The sequence below is a fragment of the Kitasatospora sp. NPDC085879 genome (assembly GCF_040686255.1).
In the GTDB taxonomy this organism is placed as follows: Bacteria; Actinomycetota; Actinomycetes; order Streptomycetales; family Streptomycetaceae; genus Kitasatospora.
Genome location: NZ_JBFBJZ010000011.1, coordinates 145,494 through 163,685, shown reverse-complemented (window position 1 = coordinate 163,685; position 18,192 = coordinate 145,494). Strand labels below are relative to the sequence as shown.

19 protein-coding genes are annotated in these 18,192 nt (G+C 74.6%); 12 read left to right on the top strand and 7 right to left on the bottom strand.

The window, feature by feature from the left end:
* Window positions 1-175 precede the first annotated feature (175 nt).
* From AB0P35_RS11805 to AB0P35_RS11785, 5 genes are all read left to right on the top strand, one after another.
* Entirely contained in the window at window positions 176-2,296 is a 2,121-nt protein-coding gene (locus AB0P35_RS11805) for a prolyl oligopeptidase family serine peptidase (protein ID WP_363509586.1), read from the top strand.
* A gap of 138 nt (window positions 2,297-2,434) precedes the next feature.
* Window positions 2,435-3,403 carry an ABC transporter ATP-binding protein gene (locus AB0P35_RS11800; RefSeq protein ID WP_363509584.1) on the top strand — a complete coding sequence of 323 codons (969 nt, stop codon included), beginning with the start codon at window positions 2,435-2,437 and terminating at the stop codon, window positions 3,401-3,403.
* A complete protein-coding gene (locus tag AB0P35_RS11795; RefSeq protein ID WP_095873311.1) occupies window positions 3,400-4,122 on the top strand; it encodes an ABC transporter permease in 723 nt (240 codons plus the stop codon). The genes AB0P35_RS11800 and AB0P35_RS11795 overlap by 4 nt, the downstream gene beginning before the upstream one ends.
* An 8-nt stretch (window positions 4,123-4,130) precedes the next feature.
* Window positions 4,131-5,372 (top strand): histidine kinase, encoded by a 1,242-nt coding sequence (locus tag AB0P35_RS11790; RefSeq protein ID WP_095875468.1) that lies wholly within the window; start codon window positions 4,131-4,133, stop codon window positions 5,370-5,372.
* Complete coding sequence (locus tag AB0P35_RS11785; protein ID WP_095873310.1) at window positions 5,369-5,974, top strand: response regulator transcription factor; 606 nt, start codon at window positions 5,369-5,371, stop codon at window positions 5,972-5,974. The genes AB0P35_RS11790 and AB0P35_RS11785 overlap by 4 nt, the downstream gene beginning before the upstream one ends.
* 40 nt (window positions 5,975-6,014) lie before the next feature.
* Here the strand turns inward: AB0P35_RS11785 and AB0P35_RS11780 are convergent, their stop codons facing one another.
* Both AB0P35_RS11780 and AB0P35_RS11775 read right to left on the bottom strand, forming a co-directional pair.
* Window positions 6,015-6,878, bottom strand: coding sequence for a transglutaminase-like domain-containing protein (locus AB0P35_RS11780; RefSeq protein ID WP_095873309.1), 864 nt, complete (start codon window positions 6,876-6,878; stop codon window positions 6,015-6,017).
* 37 nt (window positions 6,879-6,915) lie between these two features.
* Window positions 6,916-7,857, bottom strand: a complete 942-nt coding sequence (locus AB0P35_RS11775) for a GNAT family N-acetyltransferase (RefSeq protein WP_363509581.1) — start codon at window positions 7,855-7,857, stop codon at window positions 6,916-6,918.
* A gap of 205 nt (window positions 7,858-8,062) precedes the next feature.
* Between AB0P35_RS11775 and fdxA the strand changes: the two genes are divergently transcribed.
* The gene (gene fdxA / locus AB0P35_RS11770; protein WP_030275917.1) at window positions 8,063-8,389 is read left to right on the top strand and encodes a ferredoxin; all 327 of its coding nucleotides are present in this window, start codon (window positions 8,063-8,065) and stop codon (window positions 8,387-8,389) included.
* A gap of 26 nt (window positions 8,390-8,415) precedes the next feature.
* Window positions 8,416-9,561 (top strand): succinyldiaminopimelate transaminase, encoded by a 1,146-nt coding sequence (dapC, locus tag AB0P35_RS11765; protein WP_363509579.1) that lies wholly within the window; start codon window positions 8,416-8,418, stop codon window positions 9,559-9,561.
* Between the two features lie 74 nt (window positions 9,562-9,635).
* Here dapC and AB0P35_RS11760 read toward each other — a convergent pair whose 3' ends face one another.
* On the bottom strand, window positions 9,636-10,364 hold the full coding sequence (locus tag AB0P35_RS11760) for a hypothetical protein (RefSeq protein ID WP_179419377.1): 729 nt from the start codon (window positions 10,362-10,364) through the stop codon (window positions 9,636-9,638).
* 321 nt (window positions 10,365-10,685) lie between these two features.
* Window positions 10,686-11,693, bottom strand: a complete 1,008-nt coding sequence (locus AB0P35_RS11755) for a hypothetical protein (protein ID WP_363509577.1) — start codon at window positions 11,691-11,693, stop codon at window positions 10,686-10,688.
* Between the two features lie 113 nt (window positions 11,694-11,806).
* On the opposite strand from AB0P35_RS11755, the gene dapE reads away from it, so the two are divergent.
* Both dapE and AB0P35_RS11745 read left to right on the top strand, forming a co-directional pair.
* A complete protein-coding gene (dapE, locus tag AB0P35_RS11750) occupies window positions 11,807-12,883 on the top strand; it encodes a succinyl-diaminopimelate desuccinylase (protein WP_363509575.1) in 1,077 nt (358 codons plus the stop codon).
* A 63-nt stretch (window positions 12,884-12,946) separates the two neighbouring features.
* Window positions 12,947-13,759, top strand: a complete 813-nt coding sequence (locus tag AB0P35_RS11745) for a TIGR00730 family Rossman fold protein (RefSeq protein WP_095873305.1) — start codon at window positions 12,947-12,949, stop codon at window positions 13,757-13,759.
* A gap of 10 nt (window positions 13,760-13,769) precedes the next feature.
* On the opposite strand, the gene folP is transcribed toward AB0P35_RS11745, so the two are convergent.
* Window positions 13,770-14,582, bottom strand: coding sequence for a dihydropteroate synthase (gene folP, locus AB0P35_RS11740; protein WP_095875466.1), 813 nt, complete (start codon window positions 14,580-14,582; stop codon window positions 13,770-13,772).
* Between the two features lie 159 nt (window positions 14,583-14,741).
* On the opposite strand from folP, the gene AB0P35_RS11735 reads away from it, so the two are divergent.
* Entirely contained in the window at window positions 14,742-15,263 is a 522-nt protein-coding gene (locus AB0P35_RS11735) for a DivIVA domain-containing protein (RefSeq protein ID WP_363509573.1), read from the top strand.
* Window positions 15,260-15,853, top strand: a complete 594-nt coding sequence (locus tag AB0P35_RS11730) for a DNA-3-methyladenine glycosylase I (protein WP_363509571.1) — start codon at window positions 15,260-15,262, stop codon at window positions 15,851-15,853. The genes AB0P35_RS11735 and AB0P35_RS11730 overlap by 4 nt, the downstream gene beginning before the upstream one ends.
* Here the strand turns inward: AB0P35_RS11730 and AB0P35_RS11725 are convergent.
* The gene (locus AB0P35_RS11725) at window positions 15,838-16,638 is read right to left on the bottom strand and encodes an enoyl-CoA hydratase-related protein (RefSeq protein WP_095873302.1); all 801 of its coding nucleotides are present in this window, start codon (window positions 16,636-16,638) and stop codon (window positions 15,838-15,840) included. The two genes, AB0P35_RS11730 and AB0P35_RS11725, sit on opposite strands and share 16 nt — an antisense overlap.
* A gap of 325 nt (window positions 16,639-16,963) precedes the next feature.
* On the opposite strand from AB0P35_RS11725, the gene AB0P35_RS11720 reads away from it, so the two are divergent.
* A complete protein-coding gene (locus tag AB0P35_RS11720) occupies window positions 16,964-17,131 on the top strand; it encodes a DUF3117 domain-containing protein (RefSeq protein WP_014137929.1) in 168 nt (55 codons plus the stop codon).
* 142 nt (window positions 17,132-17,273) lie between these two features.
* Here the strand turns inward: AB0P35_RS11720 and AB0P35_RS11715 are convergent, their stop codons facing one another.
* A complete protein-coding gene (locus tag AB0P35_RS11715) occupies window positions 17,274-17,930 on the bottom strand; it encodes an O-methyltransferase (RefSeq protein WP_095875465.1) in 657 nt (218 codons plus the stop codon).
* Window positions 17,931-18,192 lie beyond the last annotated feature (262 nt).

Below are 18,192 nucleotides of genomic sequence, written 5' to 3'. Positions count from 1 at the left end.
TACCCGATCGGTGACCCCGGTGTTACGTACCGTGAGGCGTCGAACGGTGGCGCGAGGGTGCTCCGGACGGCCGAACAGCCGGTGGGACACGGGCAGTCGGCCCCTCGGGAGCCATTGTCGGCGGCTGCTCCGAACGAGTGATCACCGGTACGGGCAGGCCGTAGGGTCGGGAGTCATGACCACCGAGAACCCCGCGGACACCTTCCCCCGGCAGTACGCGCGGACCCTGCGCTACACCGTCGGCGCCCCCCGCTCCTTCGCCGTCGCACCCGACGGCGGACGGGTCGTCTTCCTGCGCTCCGGCTCCGGCCGGGACCGTGCCAACAAGCTCTGGACCCTCGACCCCGCGACCGGCGAGGAGCGGATCGCCGCCGACCCGGCCGTCCTGCTCGGCGGCGGCGAGGAGCACCTCTCCGCCGCCGAGAAGGCCCGCCGCGAGCGCAGCCGCGAGGGCTCCGCCGGCATCGTCGGCCACGCCCTGGACGCGGCCGGCGCGCTCGCCGCCTTCGCCCTCTCCGGCCGGCTCTTCGCCGCCGACCTCGCCGCCGGCACCGCCCGCGAACTGCCCGCCGAGGGGCCGCTGCTGGACCCGCGGCCGGCCCCCGACGGCAGCCACGTCGCCTACGCCACCACCGCCGGCGCGCTGCGCGTCACCCGCACCGACGGCGGCGGCGACCGGGCCCTCGCCGAGCCCGACGCCGACGGCGTGACCTGGGGGCAGGCCGAGTTCGCCGCCCAGGAGGAGATGGGCCGCGACCGCGGCTTCTGGTGGTCGCCGGACAGCCGCCGGCTGTTGGTCGCCCGGGTCGACGACACCCCCGTCCGGCGCTGGTGGATCGCCGACCCGGCCAACCCCGCCACCGCCCCCGCCGAGGTCGCCTATCCGGCCGCCGGCACCCCCAACGCCGAGGTCGGGCTCTGGCTGATCGACCTGGACGGCACCCGCACCGAGGTCGTCTGGGACCGCACCGCCCACCCCTACCTGGCCCGGGTGCACTGGTCGGCAGGCGGCGCCCCGCTGCTGCTCGTCCAGGCCCGCGACCAGCGCCACCAGCAGATCCGCACCGTCGACACCACCGACGGCAGCACCGCGCCGCTCGTCGAGGAGAAGGACGCCGCCTGGCTGGAGCTCTTCGACGGCGTCCCCGCCTGGACGCCGGACGGCAGGCTGGTCCGGATCTCCGACGCCGGCGGCTCCCGTGCCCTGCTGATCGACGAAAAGCCCGTCACCGACGATTCCCTGCACGTCCGTTCGGTCTTCGCGATCACCGCCGACGGGGTGCTGTTCAGCGCCTCCGAGGGCGCGGCCGGCAGCGGCCGCCCGCCGGGCTGGACCGGCCTCTTCCGGGCCGGCGCCGACGGCATCACCCCGTTCGGCCCCGAGACGGACGGCGCGGCCGCGGCCGTCCACGCCGGCGGCACCACCGTGCTCTCCACCGCCTCGCCGGACCGGCCCGGCACCCTGGTGCAGGTACTGCGGGACGGCGAGCCCGTCGCCACCGTCGCCTCGCACGCCGAGACCCCGCTGCTCACCGCCCGCCCCGCCTTCCGCTTCGCCGGCGAGCGCCGCATCCCCGCCGCCGTCCTGCTGCCCACCGGGTACGACCGCGACCGCGACGGCCTGCTGCCCGTCCTGATGGACCCGTACGGCGGCCCGCACGGCCAGCGCGTCGTCCGGGCGCACAACCCGCACCTGACCTCCCAGTGGTTCGCCGACCAGGGGTTCGCCGTGGTCGTCGCGGACGGCCGCGGCACCCCCGGGCGCAGCCCCGCCTGGGAGAAGGCCGTCCGGCACGACTTCGCCGGCGTCACCCTGGACGACCAGGTGCACGCCCTGCACGCGCTCGCCGAGGAGTTCCCGCTCGACCTCGGCCGGGTCGCGATCCGCGGCTGGTCCTACGGCGGCTACCTGTCCGCCCTCGCCGTGCTGCGCCGCCCCGACGTCTTCCACGCCGCCGTCGCGGGCGCGCCCGTCACCGACTGGCGGCTCTACGACACGCACTACACCGAGCGCTACCTCGGCCACCCCGAGGAGCACCCCGAGGTGTACGACGCCAACTCGCTGACCGCGGACGCGCCGAAGCTGGAGCGGCCGCTGATGATCGTGCACGGCCTGGCCGACGACAACGTCGTCGCCGCGCACACCCTGCGGCTGTCCTCCGCGCTGCTGGCCGCCGGCCGGCCGCACACCGTGCTGCCGCTCTCCGGGGTCACCCACATGACCCCGCAGGAGCAGGTCGCCGAGAACCTGCTGCTGCTCCAGGTCGACTTCCTGAAGCGCTCGCTCGGGCTCTGATCCCGCCCGGTGATCCCGCCGGTGTCCTCGGCATGACATCCGTCATGCCGAGGACACGACGGCCCGCACTGCCGCCGGCACGCCCCTGCGCGTGAGCCTGGAGAGGTCAGCGAAAGGGCGTCGGAGGGACACCGGGCGATGGGTACGGGTACGGGGGAGGTCGCGGCCTTCCGGAACGTCGGCAAGCGGTACGGCCGCGTCACGGCGGTGGACGGGCTGGACCTCGTCCTGCGGCCGGGCGAGACGGTCGCGCTGCTCGGGCCGAACGGCGCGGGCAAGTCCAGCAGCCTCGACCTGCTGCTCGGCCTGCGCGAACCGGACACCGGCAGCGTCGAACTCTTCGGCGGGCCCCCGCGGGCCGCGATCGAGGCCGGCCGGGTCGGCGCCATGCTGCAGAGCGGCGGCCTGATGACCGAGGTCAAGGTCCGCGAGCTGGTGGCCCTCGCCTGCAGCATCCACCCCCGCGGGCACGCGGTGGACGACGTGCTCGCCGAGGCCGGCATCACCGAGATCGCCGACCGCCGGGTCGACAAGCTCTCCGGCGGCCAGGAACAGCGCGTCCGCTTCGCCCTCGCGGTGGCCGGCGCCAACGACCTGATCGTCCTCGACGAGCCCACCACCGGCATGGACGTCTCCGTCCGGCAGGCCTTCTGGGCCACCATGCGGGCCCAGGCCGCGGCCGGCCGCACCGTGCTCTTCGCCACCCACTACCTGGAGGAGGCGGACTCGGTCGCCGACCGGGTCCTGGTGCTCCACAAGGGCCGGCTGATCGCCGACGGCACCTCCGCCGAGATCAAGGCCAGGGCCGGCGCCCGCCGGGTCGGCTTCGAACTGCACCCCGGCGACGGCGAGGCCGACGAGGCCGCGCTGCGCGCCCTGCCCGGCGTCGCCGGACTCGAACTCGGCGGCCGACCGGGCGGCGTGCGCACCGTGCGGATCCGCGCTACCGACGCGGACGCCTGCGTGGCCGCCCTCTACCGCGCCGGGCTGTACCCGCGCGGCCTGGAGGTCACCGGCCTCGGCCTGGAACAGGCCTTCCTGACCATCACCGAGCAGGCCGCCCTCGAGGAGTCGGCCGCGGCGACCGCCGAGGAGATCGCGCGATGACCACCCTGATCCGGCTGGAGATCCTGCGCACCCTGCGCAACAAGCGGTACCTGATGTTCACGGTGCTCTACCCGGCCCTGCTGTACGTCTTCTTCATCAGCGCCTACAGCGGCGGCGACGTGGCCGGCGGCGTCCCGGCGAAGTCCTACTTCATGGTGTCGATGGCCACCTTCGGCGCGGTCGGCGCGGTGCTGACCGGCTCGGCTCAGCGGATCTCGCTGGAGCGCCGCAGCGGCTGGGTGCGGCAGCTGCGGCTGACCGCGCTGCCCGGCCGGGCCTACACGGTCGGCAAGATCGCCGCCTGCGCGGTGACCACGCTGCCGGCGATCCTGGTGGTCTTCGCGATCGGCGCGGTGGAGGGCGTGCAGCTCTCGGCCGGCAGCTGGCTTGGCCTCGCGGCGGTGCTCTGGCTCGGCAGCTTCGTCTTCGCCGCGCTCGGGGTGGCGCTCGGCTACGCCGCGCCGCCGGACGCGGTGCAGCCGATCGTGATGATCGTCTACATGCTGATGGCGCTGTTCGGCGGCACCTGGTTCCCGGTCGGCGACTCGCTGAAGGCCTTCGCCCGCTTCGACCCCGTCTACCTGTACAACCGGCTGGCCGCGTTCGTGCAGCCCGGCCAGGGCCTCGACACCGTCGCGGTCGCCGGGATGGCCGTCTTCCTGGCCCTGTTCGTCACGGCGGCGGCCGTCCTGTACCGCCGGGACACCCGGGCGGCATGATGGCCGACATGGTCGACCAGGACGCACGCACCACCCCGGCGGAGCCCGCCGTCTCCTTCCGGAACATCCCCGGGGCGAAGGTGGAGAGCCGCCGCCAGCTGCTGGTGAAGCTCTGCTGGATGTCGCTGTGGGCGATCTACCTGGTCTATCCGGTGAAGGACCTCGCGGACGGCCACCACTCCACCGCGGCCACGGTGTTCGGCTGGGTGGCGCTCGGCGTCTACCTCGCCTGCTACCTCTCGCTGGTGGCCTTCCGGTCGACCCGGTCGGGCACCTGGCGCGGGCACTACGCACTGGTCGCCGTGATGGTGGCGCTGTCCCTCGTCACCCCCTTCGTCCTGGGGGAGGCCTGGCTGACCCTGTTCACCTACGCCTCGGTCTGCCTCGCGGTGGTGCTGCCGACCCGGTTCAGCGTGGCCGGGGTCGGCGCGGCGACGGTGCTGGCCCTGCTGGTCGGCCTGCTGGCGCACGCCGACAGGGACACCCTGGTCGCGATCGTGGTGCCCTGCTTCCTCTCCGGGCTCGCGATGACCGGCCTGCAGCGGCTGATCACCACCATGCAGGAACTGCGCGAGGCCCGGGCCGCCGTGGCCCACCTCGCCGCCTCCGAGGAGCGGCTGCGGCTCGCGCGTGACCTGCACGACCTGCTCGGCCACTCGCTCTCCCTGATCACCATCAAGAGCGAGCTCGCCGGGCGCTTCTTCGACGCCGGCAAGCACGACCAGGCCCGCAGCCAGGTCGCCGACATCGAGAGCGTCGCCCGGCAGTCGCTGGTCGACGTCCGGGAGGCGGTCAGCGGCTTCCGCCGGCCCACCCTGCCGGTCGAGCTCGCCGCCGCCCGCACCGCCCTCACCACCGCCCGGATCACCCTGGAGGCCGCCCCCGGCCTCACCGACGCCCGCCCCGGCCTGGACGGTGAGGAGGCCGGCGTGCTCGCCTGGGCGCTGCGCGAGGCGGTCACCAACATTGTCCGGCACGGCACCGGCGCCACCGTCTGCACCGTCGCCATGGACGAGAGCTGGGAGGACGACGGCCGCCGCTACGCCGTGCTGGAGGTCACCGACAACGGCCGCGGCCCCGGCAAGTCCGCGCCCGGCAACGGCCTGTCCGGCCTCGGGGAGCGCCTCGCCCTGGTCGGCGGCCGGCTGGCGACCGGCCCCGGCCCGCACGGCCGCGGCTTCCGGCTGCGTGCCCTCGTCCCGCTGCGGGCCGTCCCGGCGGCGGCCGCGACCGATAGTGTGCGCGAATGATTCGCGTGCTGCTGGCCGAGGACCAGGGGATGGTGCGGGAGGCTCTCGCCGCCCTGCTGGGCCTCGAAGGGGACATCGACGTGGTCGCCCAGGTCGGGCGGGGGGACGAGGTCGTGGACGCGGCCGTCGCCCACGACGTGGAGGTGGCCGTGCTGGACATCGAGATGCCGGGGATGACCGGCATCGAGGCGGCCGGGGAGCTGCGCCGGCGCCGCCCGGACACCAAGGTGGTCATCGCCACCACCTTCGGCCGGCCGGGCTACCTGCGGCGGGCCATGGAGTCCGGGGCGGACGCCTTCCTGGTCAAGGACGCGCCCGCGGCCGAGCTGGCCGAGGCGATCCGCCGGGTGCTGCGCGGCGAGCGGGTGATCGACCCGACGCTGGCCGCCGCCGCGCTCGCCGAGGGCGCCAACCCGCTGACCGGGCGCGAACTGGACGTCCTGGCGGCCGCGGCCGACGGCTCCGTCAACGCGGACATCGCCCGGCGGCTGCACCTGTCCGAGGGCACCGTCCGCAACTACCTCTCGATGGCGATCCAGAAGACCGGCGCCCGCAACCGCGCCGAGGCGGTCCGGGTCGCGAAGGAGAAGGGCTGGCTGTGAACGCCCGCCCGCGCCGGGGGTGAACGCCCCCCGTCCGGCCTCAGTTGAGCCGGTGCCGGGCCGCCCGGGCGTCCTGCCGGGCCTTCGCCGCGGCCTCCGGGTCGAAGGCGTCCAGGATCCGCGCGTACTCGTCCATCTCGCGCGCCCCGGCCAGGAAGTCGCCGGTACGGACGAGGAGTTCGGCGCGCTCCAGGCGCAGCTGCGCCGGATGGCGGGGCAGCAGCAGGGCCAGTTCGGCGGCCCACAGCTGGGTGCGGGCGTGCTCGGGGCGGTCCGCCGCCCAGGCCCGGATGTTCCCGAGCACCCGCAGCACGATGTCCAGCGGCTGTGCCGGGGTGAGGAGTTCGGGGGAGAAGGGGTGCCCGGCGGCGGTCACCAGCTGCGCCGCGTCGTCGAGGTCGAGCAGCCGGCCGCCGTGGAACGGGTCGGCGAGGACGTAGTCGTTCCCGCCGGCCGGGCCGCCGACCGCGACGATGAAGTGGCCCGGCAGGGCGATGCCGTGCACGGTCAGGCCGGCCCGGGCGGCCACGCCGATCCAGACCAGCGAGAGCGTGATCGGCAGGCCGCGGCGGCGGCGCAGCACCTCGGGCAGCAGCGAGGACTCCAGCCGCCGGTAGTCCGCCTTTCGGCCGTGGAACCGCTCGCGGCCGCCGAGCACCGCGGCGAGCAGCGCCGCGGTCTCCTCCGGACCTGCGGGTTGCCGTTCGGCCACCGCCTGCCGCACGGCGGCGGCGTGCCGGTCCAGCGCGGCCTTGCAGCCGGCCAGCAGCTCGTCCAGGGTGGGCGCCGGCTCGCCGGGCGTGCCGAAGGGGTGCTCCGCGGCCGCCAGCAGGCACAGCAGCACGGGATCGGGGCGTTCGGCCCGGGCCTCGGCGCGGAAGCGGGATCTGCTCTGCTCGGTCACAGCAGCCTTCGTCGGTACAGAGGGGGCGGGGTGAACGCTACCGCTCGGGGAGACGGGCGTAGTGGTAAGTGTGACTTGTGGTGAAGCCCAGCCGGTCGTAGAGGGCGATCGCGCCGCCGTTCTCCGCCTCGACCTGCAGGTACGCACCGGTCGCCCCCTCCTCGGCGGCCCGGGCCGCGAGCACGGCCATCACCGCCGTGCCGAGCCCCGAGCGGCGGGCCGAGGGGTCGACCTCGATCGCGGAGAAGCCCGCCCACGGCCCGTCGACGGCCACCCGGCCGATCGCCTGCGGGGCGCCGCCGGCCGGGTCCGGGACGGTGGCGAACCAGACCGAGGGCCCGCCGTGCAGCACCTCGGCGGCGGCGCGCTCGACCGCGGTGTCGGCGCTCACCCGCCGGTAGCGGGACATCCAGCGGGCGTCCGCCGTCCGGGCCAGCCTGACCCGGCCGTGCGACTCGGCGGCGGCCCGGGCGAGCGGGGCCAGCGGGGCGGTGCGGAACAGCGTCTCGGCCTGTCCGGCACCGAGCCGGGCGAGTTCGGCGGCCAGGTCGGCGGGCGAGCCGGGCTCGATCACCTCGACGTACGCGGGCAGCGAGCGCGCCGCGTACCAGTCGCGGACCTCCTCCAGGGCCTGGCCGAGCGGCCGGCCGGGGTCGCCGAGCGCCTGGACGGAGTTGGCCCGACGGGTGAAGCCGGCGGAGGCGCGCAGCACCCAGCCGCCGAGCGGCTCCTGCTCGACGGCGGGCCAGCCGCGGGCGGCCACCCGCTGCAGCTCCACCGGGCCGGCCCCGGGAAGCGGCGCGCGGCGGGCCGGGAACGGCGGCACCGGCTTGCCCGCGACCAGCAGGTCCTCGGGGAAGACCACCGGATCGCCGCTGCGGGGCACCACGACGAGGCCGTTATCGTCCCAGGATGCGAGCACCCCGATCACATCGCGGAACACCGGCCGCCCGTCGACCAGCTCCGCGATCCGTCGCACGGACACCCGTCGTCCCACGTCAGAGCGGCCCAAGCGGACCTCCGGACGGCCGGTCGCGGGGGCTCTGTCCGCCATCGAGGGCACCTCCTGTGCATTTGCGGTCTCCGACCCGCGATACTAGGGGCGGGCATCGACGACGCCGCGCTCACCCGCGCACGCAAGCAAACAGTTTGGGCCGCCAGCCCTTCCGAGGAGGAACGACAGCGTGACCTACGTCATCGCGCAGCCTTGTGTCGACGTCAAGGACAAGGCGTGCATCGAAGAGTGCCCGGTTGACTGCATCTACGAGGGCGAGCGTTCCCTCTACATCCACCCGGATGAGTGTGTCGACTGCGGCGCCTGTGAGCCGGTCTGCCCGGTCGAGGCGATCTTCTACGAGGACGACACTCCCGAGGAGTGGAAGGACTACTACAAGGCGAACGTCGAGTTCTTCGACGACCTCGGCTCGCCCGGTGGTGCCTCGAAGCTCGGCCTGATCGAGAAGGACCACCCGTTCATCGCGGCCCTGCCGCCGCAGAACGCCGACCACTGACGACACTGATCGGTGACAACTGAGTCGTGAGCACCCATCACACCGCGCGCGCGCCGTTCCCGGGACACCCGGGGGCGGCGCGCCGCGTATCCGAGCTTCTTCCGGTCTTCCCGTGGGACCGGCTGGAGCCGTACAAGCGGACCGCGCTCGCACACCCGGACGGGCTGTGCGACTTCTCCGTGGGCACCCCGGTCGACCCGGTGCCCGAGGTGATCCAGAAGGCGCTGGCCGCCAGCACCGACACCCCGGGCTATCCGACCGTCTGGGGCCCGCTGGAGCTGCGCGAGGCGGTCGCCGGCTGGCTGAACCGCCGCTGCGGCGCGGAGATCGGCCCGAAGGCCGTCCTGCCGACCATCGGCTCCAAGGAGCTGGTGGCCTGGCTGCCCGGCCAGCTCGGCCTCGGCCCCGGCGACCAGGTCGCCTACCCGCGGCTGGCCTATCCGACGTACGAGGTGGGTGCCCGGCTCTGCGGCGCCGAGCCGGTGGCCTACGACGACGTCGACGAGCTCGACGGCTCCCGGGTCCGGCTGCTCTGGCTGAACTCGCCGTCCAACCCGACCGGCCGGGTGCTCACCGCGGACGAGCTGCGCCGCGCGGTCGCCTGGGCCCGCCGGCACGGCGTGCTGCTGGTCAGCGACGAGTGCTACCTGGAGCTCGGCTGGGAGGCCGAGCCGGTCTCGGTGCTCCGCCCGGACGTCTGCGGCGGCTCGCACGAGGGCCTGCTGGCCGTCCACTCGCTCTCCAAGCGGTCCAACCTGGCCGGCTACCGGGCCTCCTTCGTGGCCGGCGACGAGGTCGTCGTCGCCGAGCTGCTGGAGATCCGCAAGCACGGTGGCATGATCGTGCCCGCCCCGGTGCAGGCCGCCACCGTCGCCGCCCTGGCGGACGACGCCCACGTGGCCGAGCAGCGGGCCCGCTACGCGGCCCGGCGCGCGGCGCTGCGCGGCGCCCTGGAGGCGTCCGGCTTCACCATCGAGCACTCGGAGGCCAGCCTCTACCTGTGGGCGACCCAGGGCCGGCCGTGCTGGGAGACGGTGGCGGAGCTCGCGGAGCTCGGCATCCTGGTGGCGCCCGGCGACTTCTACGGGCCGGCCGGCGAGCGGCACGTGCGGGTGGCGTTCACCGCCACCGACGAGCGGGTCCGGGCCGCGGTGGCCCGGCTCGGCGGCTGACGCCGGCGACCGACGGACGAAGGGCCGGCCCCCCGAGCGGGGGCCGGCCCTTCGGCGTTCGGCGGGTGGTGCGATCAGCCGCCGATGCCGCCCCCGCCGATCCCGCCGAGCAGGCCGCCCAGCGGGGTACCGCCGAGCACGCCGCCCAGCAGGTCGGTCGGGTTGGAGCCGAGCGAGGGCACACCGCCCAGGCGGTTGGACGCGGCCGGGGAGCCGGTCAGGGTGCCGAGGGTGTCCGCGCCGGGCAGCGCCTGCGGGATGCCGCCGGTGGGCAGCGCGCTGGTCACCGTGCCGACCGGCAGGCCGCTGGTGGGCAGGGCGCCGGTGACGGTGCCGAGCGGGGAGCCGGCGCGGGCGCTGCGGGTGCCGGGCACCGAGGGCAGCACCTTCTCGGCGACCGCCGGGCCGGCCCGGTCGATCAGCGCGGGCGCCACCCGGCCGGCCACCGTGGTCAGCGCGCCGGTGGCGGCGGTGGTCTTGCCGGCGGTGTTGCTCACCGGGCCGAGCGCCTTGTCGGCGTCCGGCAGCGCGGAGGCGACGGTGTGGCCGGCGGCGTCGCCCGCCGCCGGGACACCGGTGGCGACCGTGGCGGCGCCGGTGGCACCCGCGGACTGGCCGAGCTCGTGGGCGGCGCCCTGCACGGTGCCGGAGGGGGAGTCGAGCTGGGTGAGGCCGGACCCCAGGTCGGTCCCCTGCGGCACCAGGTCGGCGGCCGAGGCGGAGCCGGCCGCGATCAGGGGCGTCGCGCCGGCCGCGACGAGCAGCGCGGCCTGGGCGATCCGGCGCGTGAGGGGGTGGGACATGGTGCTCCTAAGACGAGAGGACAGGGCCGTCCGTCGGGCGGACGACGTGAATACCGCTCAGGAGGCGGGAAGGTTTCGCCCGGCCAAGGTAAAGGGCAGGCAAAGATCGGACGATCGGCTTTGCGGCGCACCGGGTGGACGATCACCCGCGGGAGTGAGTGAAGAACCGTTACTTCCCTTGTCGTGTCGGGGTTCGGTGATGCTCCGGGCGGCCCGGCGCCACGGCCCCTCCCGGGGCCGTGGTGGGTCCACGCCGGTTGACCGCTGTCACCCGCCGGGTCGACGCCCGCTCACAGGTTCGTCAACACGCCGTCACCGTGCTCACGGCGCACCGAGGGTGACCAGGACCTGGCCGGCCGGGGCCGCCGCGTCCTTCGTCTGCCAGCCCTCCGTGGGGTGGTCGAAGCGCCACACCCGGTCGTCGAAGGCGACCGCGCCGATGCCCAGTTCCTGCGCGTGCGCCACCGCCCACTGGGCCACCGCCCAGCCGGACTGCCGCTGCCCGTCCGGGCCGGAGTCGGTCGAGGCCGAGGCCTGCGGGCCGAGCGCCAGCACCGTCCGCGCGTCCTTGGGCCCCTTGGGCGCGGCGGCCACCGACACCATCCGCCCGAACTCCCGGCGGACCCGCTCGCCGACGTCCGCCGGGCGGCGGCCGGCGGACGGCGACGCCGAGGGCGACGGAGAGCCGGAGGCGGAGACCGCGGCGGCCGGCTCCGCGAGGTCGTGCACCACGCAGTCGAGCGAGGCCGCCTCGCGGCCGGTCAGCGCCGAGGTCACCAGCATCGCGTTCGACTCGTGCTTGGCGTACGCCTGCGGGTAGCCGCTCTTCTGCACCTGCTGCGCGGCGTCGGTCAGTGGCATCCGGGCGTACCCGGGCACCTTCACCAGGCCGTCCAGGAACTTGTTGGTGGCGTACACCGGGTCCTTGATCTGCTCGGCGGTGCCCCAGCCCTGGGACGGCCGCTGCTGGAACAGGCCGACCGAGTCCCGGTCGCCGCCGTCCAGATTGTGGATCTTGGACTCCTGCATCGCGGTGGCCAGCGCGATCGTCACCGCCCGCTCCGGCAGGCCGCGGGACATCGCCACCGCGGCGATCGTCGAGGCGTTGGCGGCCTGCGCCAGGTCGAGCGTCCCACTGCCCGCCGCGGTGCTGATCCGGCACCCCTCGGGCGGCACGATCAGCCGGTCCCGGTTGAGGTACAGCACCAGGCCCGCGACCAGCGCCACGGCCACCAGGCCGATCAGCAGCCGGCGCAGCAGCCGCGGCCGCCGCCGACGCCGCCCCGACGCCGTGGAACCGTCCGCCCCGCCCTCCGCCACATCGGCCACCGCTGCCCCTCTCGCTCGCTGTGCGCACACCGTACCCACTCCGACGGCCGACCGGCCCCGGGCGGTTGCGCCGCCCGCCGGCGCGGGCCGCGGCACCGATACGCTAAACCACCATGAGCAGCCCGAACACGCCCCTCGACCTGTCCCTCGACGGCGGCACGCTGACCGCGCAGCTGGTCGACTTCCCGTCCGTCAGCGGCGACGAGCAGGCGCTCGCCGACGCCGTCGAGAACGCGCTGCGGGCCCTGCCGCACCTGACGGTCGACCGCCACGGCAACAACGTCGTCGCCCGGACGAACCTCGGCCGGGCCGAACGGGTCCTGCTCGCCGGCCACCTGGACACCGTGCCGATCGCCGACAACCTCCCCTCCCGGGTGGAGGGCGACCTGCTGTACGGCTGCGGCACCTCCGACATGAAGTCCGGCGTCGCCGTGCAGCTGCGGCTCGCCGCCACCCTCACCGAGCCGAACCACGACCTCACCTTCGTCTTCTACGACTGCGAGGAGATCGAGGCCTCCCGCAACGGCCTCGGCCACCTCGCCACGGAGCACCCCGACTGGCTCGCCGCCGACTTCGCGGTCCTCATGGAGCCCAGCGGCGCGGTCGTCGAGGGCGGCTGCCAGGGCACCCTGCGCGCCGAGATCGTGCTCACCGGCACCCGCGCCCACTCGGCCCGCAGCTGGCTCGGCGACAACGCCATCCACAAGGCCGTCGAGGTGCTGCGCCGGCTCTCCGCGTACGAGCCGCGGCGGGTGCTGATCGACGGCCTGGAGTACCGCGAGGGCCTCAACGCCACCCGGATCGACGGCGGCGTGGCCGGCAACGTCATCCCCGACGAGTGCACCGTCCAGGTCAACTTCCGCTACGCGCCGGACCGCAGCGAGCAGCAGGCGGCCGACCACGTCCGCGAGGTCTTCGCCGGCTTCGAGCTGCGCGTCACTGACAGCGCCCCCGGCGCGCTGCCCGGCCTCGACCGGCCCGCCGCGCGGGCCTTCCTGGCGGCCGTCGGCGGCGAGGCCCGGGCCAAGTTCGGCTGGACGGACGTCGCCCGCTTCAGCGCGCTCGGCGTGCCCGCCGTCAACTACGGACCGGGCGACCCGAACCTCGCGCACAAGCGCGACGAGCACTGCTCGCTCAGCGCCATCGCCGAGGTCGAGGAGCGCCTGGCGGCCTGGCTGACGGCTTCCTGACGTCCACGCTGCCGCCACCCGCCGTTCGCCGAATTCGGCGGACGGCGGGCGTAGGGTTTCGTCATGACAGGCACTGGAGACGTAAAGCACTACGGGCACGGACCCGAAGAAGTCGACGCGCCCGCACCCAAGAAGCCCTGGCCCGAGAAGCAGAAGGGCCCGGTGCTGCTCCGCCGCGACCAGGTCGGCACCAGCACCACCGACCAGCGTCTGCTGGACACCACCGGCCCCACCGACTGGCTGCACACCGACCCGTGGCGGGTGCTGCGGATCACCTCGGAGTTCGTCGAGGGCTTCGGTGCGCTCGCCGAACTCCCGGCCGCCATCAGCGTCTTCGGCTCCGCCCGGACCCCGGTCGACTCCACGGAGTACGCGACCGGCGTGGCCATCGGCCGGGCGCTCGCCGAGGCCGGCTACGCCGTCATCACCGGCGGCGGCCCCGGCGCCATGGAGGCGGCCAACCGCGGCGCCTCCGAGGCCGGCGGCCTCTCGGTCGGGCTCGGCATCGAGCTGCCCTTCGAGCAGGGCCTCAACGAGTTCGTCGACCTGGGCCTGAACTTCCGCTACTTCTTCGTCCGCAAGACGATGTTCGTGAAGTACGCGCAGGGCTTCGTCGTCCTGCCCGGCGGCCTCGGCACCCTGGACGAGCTGTTCGAGGCGCTCACCCTGGTGCAGACCCGCAAGGTCACCCGCTTCCCGGTGATCCTCTTCGGTACCGCGTACTGGGGCGGCCTGGTCGACTGGCTGAAGAACACCCTGATCGCCGAGGGCAAGGCCTCCCCGCAGGACCTCGACCTCTTCCACGTGGTGGACGAGGTCGAGGACGTGCTGAAGATCCTCGCGGCGGAGACCCGGTCGAACGGCGACCGGATCTGACCCGGAGCCGTCAGGCGAGCCCCCGGCGGGCGACCGCCGGGGGCCGGGTGCCGCGGATCGAGGCGACCATGTCCAGCACCTGGCGGGTCTCGGCGACCTGGTGCACCCGGTACACCTGCGCACCCAGCCAGGCCGAGACGGCGGTGGTGGCCAGGGTGCCCAGCAGCCGCTCGTCCACCGGCCGGTCCAGGGTCTCCCCGACGAAGTCCTTGTTGGAGAGCGAGACGAGCACCGGGAAGCCGGTGGCCGTCATCTCCGGCAGCCGCCGGGTGGCCTCCAACGAGTGCCGGGTGTTCTTGCCGAAGTCGTGGCCCGGGTCGATGAGCACCGCGTCCCGCCGCACCCCGAGCTCCACCGCCCGCTCGGCGAGGCCCACGGTCACCTCCAGGATGTCGGCCATCACGTCCGCGTAGCCGACCCGGTGCGGCCGGGTGCGCGGCTCGGCGCCGCCGGCGTGCGTGCAGACCAGCCCGGCGTCGTACCGGGCGGCGACCTCGGCGAGCTTCGGGTCGACGCCGCCCCAGGCGTCGTTCAGCAGGTCGGCGCCGACCTCGCAGACCGCCTCGCCGACCTCGTGCCGCCAGGTGTCGACGCTGATCACCGCCTCCGGGTGGCGCTTGCGCAGCTCGGCGACGAACGGCACGGTGCGGCGCAGCTCCTCCTCGACGGTGACCTCCTCACCCGGGCCGGCCTTCACCCCGCCGATGTCGAGGATCGCCGCACCCTCGGCCATCGCGCGGTCGGCGGCGGCGAAGGCGGCCTCGTCGGCGAAGGTGGCACCGCGGTCGAAGAAGGAGTCCGGGGTGCGGTTGACGATCGCCATGATCACCAGCTCGTCGTCGCCGAACTCACGCGGGCCAAGGCGCAGTGCCACCGGAATCTCCTCCACAGCTCGCCCGGGTGCAATGATGGGCCCCGGCCTGTCCGGGGACCATGATCCCACCATTGCCGGAGGCGGGCCGGGGACTGACGGAGGCGGCTCGTGTTCTGGGTGATCGTGGCGGCGATGGCCGTGGTGGTCGGCGGTGCGGCGCTGGTGGCGCTCGGTGGCGGCGGCACGCTTCCGGAGGCGCTGCCCGACCGGATCGCCGCCCGGCTGCCGCAGGACCGGCCGCTGGGCCGGCACGACGTGGACGAGCTGCGGCTGCCGATGGCGCTGCGCGGCTACCGCATGGACGAGGTCGACAACGTGCTCGACCGGCTCGGCGCGGAGCTCACGCTGCGCGACACCCGGATCGCCGAGCTGGAGGCCGCCGCCGTGGTGCGCGGTGCCGTGGAGCTCGCCCCCGGGCAGCCGCAGGACGAGCCGCTGCCGGGCCTGGAGGCGTTCGCCGCGGTGGTCGAGCCCGGCACCCCGGCCCCGGCCCCCGCGCCCGCTGACGCGCCCGCGCCGGCCGCAGAGCAGGGCGCCGAGCAGGGCGCCGCGGAGGACGGGAGCACGGAGGGGAAGCCGGTCGACCCGCGCGCGGACTTCTTCAAGAAGTCCGGCGGGGAGCAGTCGTGACCGGCGCCGTCCTCGGCCCGGACGGCCTGCTGCGCTGCGGCTGGGGCGAGTCGACGGACGACTACCGCGTCTACCACGACACCGAGTGGGGCCGCCCGGTGCACGGCGACGCCGCCCTGTTCGAGCGGATCAGCCTGGAGGCCTTCCAGTCCGGGCTGTCCTGGATCACCATCCTGCGCCGCCGGGAGGGCTTCCGGGCGGCGTTCGCCGGCTTCGACATCGCCGCGGTGGCGGGCTACGGCCCGGCCGACACCGAGCGGCTGCTGCAGGACACCGGCATCATCCGCAACCGGGCCAAGATCGAGGCGACCGTGGCCAACGCCCGGGCCGCCCTCGACCTGGCCGGCGGCCTGGACGAACTGGTCTGGCGGTTCGCCGCGGACCCGGGCCGGCCGGCGCCCCGCACGCTCGACGAGGTGCCGGCCGTGACCCCGGAGTCCACCGCGCTGGCCAAGGAGCTCAAGAAGCACGGCTTCCGCTTCGTCGGCCCGACCACCGCCTACGCGCTGATGCAGGCCTGCGGGCTGGTCGACGACCACCTGGCGGACTGTCACGCGCGCGGGGCGGCCGCGGGTCAGCGCCCGACGTAGTCCGGCTTCTCCTTGGCGACGAAGGCCCGGACGGCGATCCGGTGGTCCTCGCTGGCGCCGGCCCGGGTCTGCAGCTCGTCCTCCTTCTCCAGCAGCTCGGCGAAGGAGTGCGAGGCGCCGTACGCCAACGACTCCTTGACGGCGGCGTAGGCGACCGTCGGACCGGCGGCCAGCTCGGCCGCGAAGGCCCGCGCGGTGGCGGCGAGTTCGGCGGTCGGGACGACCCGGGTGGCGAGCCCGAGGCCGAGCGCCTCGTCGGACTTCACCGTCCGCGGCACCATCAGCAGCTCGGTGGCCCGGGCGTGGCCGACCAGCCGCGGCAGCGTCCAGGAGACGCCCGAGTCGGCGGTCAGCGCGACCCCGACGAAGGAGGTGTTGAAGCCGGCCGTGTCGGCGACGATCCGGAAGTCGCAGGCGAAGGCCAGCCCGGCGCCCGCGCCGGCCGCCACGCCGTTCACCGCGGCCACCGTCGGCTTGGCCATCCCGGCGAGCGCCCGCAGCAGCGGGTTGTAGTGCTCGGCGACCGTCTTCAGCGCCCCCTCGCCGGTCTCCTCGGCGCGCTTCAGCAGCCCCAGGTGCTCCTTCAGGTCCTGCCCGACGCAGAACGCCCGGTCGCCCGCACCGGTCAGCAGCACGGCCCGCACCGCCGGGTCGTTCGCGGCCTCGGTGACGGTGTCGCGCAGCGCCACCTTGGTCGCCGTGTCGAGCGCGTTCATCGCGTCCGGGCGGTTGATGGTGATGACGGCCAGGCCGCCGTCGAGCTCGTACAGCACGGAGTCGGACATCGGGTGAGGGCTCCCCTGGTCGTGGTGGGTGGCACGGCGGTGCCGCGGCTCGTGGCCGCGGCCACGGACTCAGCATGACGGAGCGCGGGGCCGGCTGGGGAGTGTGAGGTACCGCACCTTCGGATGTCGTGCCGGGCCGCGGCGGAATGGGGCTTTTCGGCAGGTGATCGGCCGGTTTGGGCGGGTGCGGGCACGGTTGCGCGGAGAGTGATGTTGGTCATCGGGGGGCGGGATGCGGGATAATGGCTTCCGATCAATGCGTTCGATACCGGCGGTGGACGGACCTCCGGTACGTAGCTGAGCGGTTGCAGGAAGGGGAACGAGCATGGCGGCCATGAAGCCGCGGACGGGTGACGGCCCGCTCGAGGTCACCAAAGAGGGGCGGGGCATCATCATGCGAGTTCCGCTCGAGGGCGGCGGTCGCCTGGTGGTGGAGCTGACGCCCGATGAGGCGGACGCCCTGGGCGAGGCCCTGAAGAAGGCCTGCGGCTGACCGCAGCGGGTGCTCACCTCATCTCCTGGAGATGCCGACAGGGCCCGGATTCGCGACAGAATCCGGGCCCTGTGCCATGCCCGGACGCGGCGCCGCCCGGCTCCCCGGGACCGCCGGCCGAGGCCGCCCGCCGGACGCCCTGTCAGCGCTTGACGGCGCAGAGCAGCCCGTCGGAGACGGGCATCAGCGCGGGCAGCAGCCGGTCGCTCTCCCGGACGTCCCGGACGAGCTCGCGCACCGCGTGGGTCTGCGGGTCGTCCTGGTCGGGCTCGGCCAGCCGGCCCTCCTGGAACACCCCCTCGAAGCAGACGATCCCGCCCGGCCGCAGCAGCCGCAACGATTCTGCGAGGTAGGCGCGGGACTCGGCCGGGTCGCCGTCGCAGAACACCAGGTCGTACTGGCCGTCCGCGAGCCGGGGCAGTACGTCGAGCGCCCGGCCCGGGATGAAGCGCGCCCGGTTGGGGGCGAACCCGGCGGCCAGATAGGCCTCCCGCGCGCACTGCTGGCGCACCGGCTCGGTGTCGACGGTCGTCAGCACGCCGTCCGGCCGCATCCCGCGCAGCAGGTAGACCCCCGAGACGCCGGTGCCGGTGCCGATCTCGGCGACCGACTTGGCGTCCAGCGCCGCCGCCAGCAGCCGCAGGAAGGCGCCGCCGCTCGGCCCGATCGCGCGTATTCCGGCCCGCGCGGACTGGGCCCGGGCGTAGGTCAGCACCGCGTCCTCGCCGACGTAGGTGTCGGCGAGAGCCGCCCGCTCGGGCCCGAACTCGGTGATGGCTGCCTCTCCGGAGCGCCTGATGCCGACCCGATGTCGACATTTTTCAGCCACAGATTACTGGCCGACCGGGAACCGCGTTCGGCGGCGGGCCGTTGATGGGAACAGGACTTGGCGATCGGGGTACGCACGACGCCTTCCGCCGCCGCCCGCCGGGCGGCCGGAGGGAGGGAGCCGCGCACTTTATCCGGATCTGACGGGCGAGGTGGATATGGTGGTGGCCCTGCTGGGCAGAAGAGCCGACCGAGGAGGTGTGGCCGAGGGCGACGTCCCTGTGCAGCGGTAT